General features: G+C 66.9%; 4 protein-coding genes. All 4 read left to right on the top strand.

What is annotated here, in order from left to right:
* Positions 1–306: iron chelate uptake ABC transporter family permease subunit (locus AC5RWX_RS32240; RefSeq protein ID WP_494100250.1), on the top strand; the 306-nt coding region annotated here is incomplete at its 5' end.
* Position 307: 1 nt separating this feature from the next.
* Positions 308–1123 carry an ABC transporter ATP-binding protein gene (locus tag AC5RWX_RS32235; RefSeq protein WP_494100249.1) on the top strand — a complete coding sequence of 272 codons (816 nt, stop codon included), beginning with the start codon at positions 308–310 and terminating at the stop codon, positions 1121–1123.
* A complete protein-coding gene (locus AC5RWX_RS32230) occupies positions 1120–2178 on the top strand; it encodes a siderophore-interacting protein (RefSeq protein ID WP_494100248.1) in 1059 nt (352 codons plus the stop codon). Before AC5RWX_RS32235 ends, AC5RWX_RS32230 begins: the two co-directional genes overlap by 4 nt.
* Before the next feature lie 208 nt (positions 2179–2386).
* Positions 2387–2594, top strand: a 208-nt coding sequence (locus tag AC5RWX_RS32225; protein ID WP_494100247.1) for an SGNH/GDSL hydrolase family protein, incomplete at its 3' end; no start/stop codon positions are given.

Here is a 2594-nt window from a genome sequence, read left to right as displayed (position 1 = left end):
GCCACCCGCCTGGCGCTGGTGGTCGTTGCGGTGTCGTTGGCAGCAGTGGCGACGGCGGCCGCCGGGCCAGTCTCCTTCGTCGCCTTCCTGGCAGGGCCTATCGCCCGGCGCTTCACCGGCAAAGCCAGCCTCCCGGCGTCGGCATTGGTTGGTGCCCTGATTGTCCTCGCCGCCGATTACGCCGCCGCTAACCTTGCCCCCCTGCTGCTGGACGGCACGGTGCTGCCGGTGGGGGTCATCACCGGCGCGCTTGGCGCCCCGTTCCTGCTGTGGCTCCTGGTCACGGCCAACCGAAAGGATGCCTGACGTGCCAGTTCTCAACGCCAAGGACCTGACGCTCAAGTACGATCAGCGCTGCGTCGTGGACGGGCTGACAGCCGAAATTCCCGAAGGCCAGGTGACCATGATCGTGGGGGCCAACGCCTGCGGCAAGTCCACCCTCCTGCGGGGTCTGTCCCGGCTCCTGAAACCCGCGGCCGGCGCCGTGACCCTGGACGGCAAGGACATCCACTCACGCCCGGCGCGGGAACTGGCACTTACCCTTGGCCTGCTGCCACAGCATCCCACCGCACCCGACGGCATCCTGGTCCGCGACCTGGTGGGCCGCGGCCGGTACCCGCACCAGGGTTTCTTCCGCAGCTGGAGCGAAAAGGATGATCTCGCCGTGCAGCGCGCGCTGGAAGCCACCGAGACGCTGGCCCTCGCCGAGCGGAACGTGGATGAACTCTCGGGAGGGCAACGGCAGCGGGTCTGGATTGCCATGGCGCTGGCCCAGGAAACCGACGTATTGCTGCTGGACGAGCCCACCACCTACCTCGACCTTGCCCACCAGGTGGAAGTGCTGGATCTGGTGACGGACCTGAACCGCCAGCGGGGCACCACCGTGGCCATCGTCCTGCACGACCTGAACCTGGCCGCCCGCTACGCAGACAACGTGATCGCCATGAAAGGCGGCGCGGTGGTGGCAGTAGGCGCGCCGCAGGACGTGGTCACCGAAGGGCTGGTCCGCAACGTCTTCGGCCTTGAGTCGCGCGTCATCCCGGACCCTGTCTCCGGAACCCCCCTGATCATTCCGATCGGCCGACACCACGTCCCCGCCAACGAACTGGAGCTCGTTTCATGAAGACCCGCGATATTGCCGCCGCCTCCACCCAACCGATGACCCTGGCGTTCGAGGTCACTGTCTCCTCAGTGCAGGAACTCAGCCCCAACTTCCGCCGGATCACGTTCGGCGGGTACTCGCTGCGGGACTTCGGTGTCAACGGCGACACCCTCGACCTCCGGATCAAGCTCATGATCCCGTCCCTCGCCGCCGACGGCACAGAACTTCCCCTGCCGGCGTTCGAAATGAGCCAGGCCGGCTGGTACCGCGAATGGCTGGCCATGGACCCGGCCGTGCGCGGCTCCATGCGCACCTACACTGTCCGCCATGCCCGCTTGGACACGGTATACCCGGAGATCGACGTCGACTTCGTGATGCACTTCGACGCTCCTGGGCTTGCCCAGACACATCCGGGGCCTGCCGCCAACTGGGCCCTCAATGCCAAGCCCGGTGATGCGGCCACCCTTATCGGCCCGAACAACCGCGCCGCACAGTGCCTGACTGCGGAAGCCTATGGCGGCATCGAATGGCGGCCCGGACTGGCGCAGCGCATTCTCCTCGCCGGCGATGAGACGGCAGTCCCCGCCATCTCGGCCATCCTGGAAAGCCTGCCGGCATACATGACCGGACACGCCTTCCTGGAAGTCCCCGAAGCAGGCGACTTCCTCGAACTGTCCTCGCCTGCCGACATCGAGGTCACCTGGCTGGCGCGGGGTGCCGCGATCGGACGGTCCCGGCCACACGGCGAGCTGCTCCAGGAAGCGGTCCGCAAGGCGGTTCCGGTCCCCGGCTGGGTGGCCATCAAAGCCGCTGACGGCGCCGCTGGACCGGAGCCGGAGGACGTCGACGTGGACGTGGACATCCTCTGGGAGACTCCCCAGCGGATGGAGGCGTCCGACATCAAGGCCACCAAAAACCCCGACATGCCCGCCGGCGCCATGCCGTTCTACGCCTGGATCGCCGGCGAAGCTGCGGTTATCAAGGACATGCGCCGGTACCTTGTCCGCGACGTAGGGATCGATCGGAAGCAGGTTGCCTTTATGGGGTACTGGCGCCAGGGCAAAGCCGAGGGCTAACTTTCCTCCCGCGTGGTGGGGTCACCGTAACTGCCGGCTTGCCGTCGCTTAGACACCTCCCGCCGCTTCGTTCGGCCGCGGGCGGCCTCACTCGGCTCTGGTCGGCGATGCGCTCCTACGCAAGCCGCCAGTAACGGCTTGTCTGCGCGTCACCTAGGTTTTACCTCGGCTTTCCCTACGCTCTTTCTGTTGGGGCTACGTTGGGCTGGTGCGGCCTGATCCTTTGCTTACTGAGTCCGGGCGGCGGGTGTTTGTTGCTCTTGGAGACTCTTTCACTGAAGGGGTTGGGGACCGGGACGAGCGGTTGCCCAACGGGGTCCGGGGCTGGGCCGACCGCGTAGCAGAGAAGCTGGCGAAGGCGCAGCCCGGATGGCGGTACGCGAATCTTGCGATCAGGAGCAAACGGCTCCGGCACG

This window comes from Arthrobacter sp. SPT-J7, from assembly GCF_059089965.1.
The sequence above is the reverse complement of the archived record's forward strand: the minus strand, read 5'-3'. Positions and strand labels throughout refer to the sequence as shown.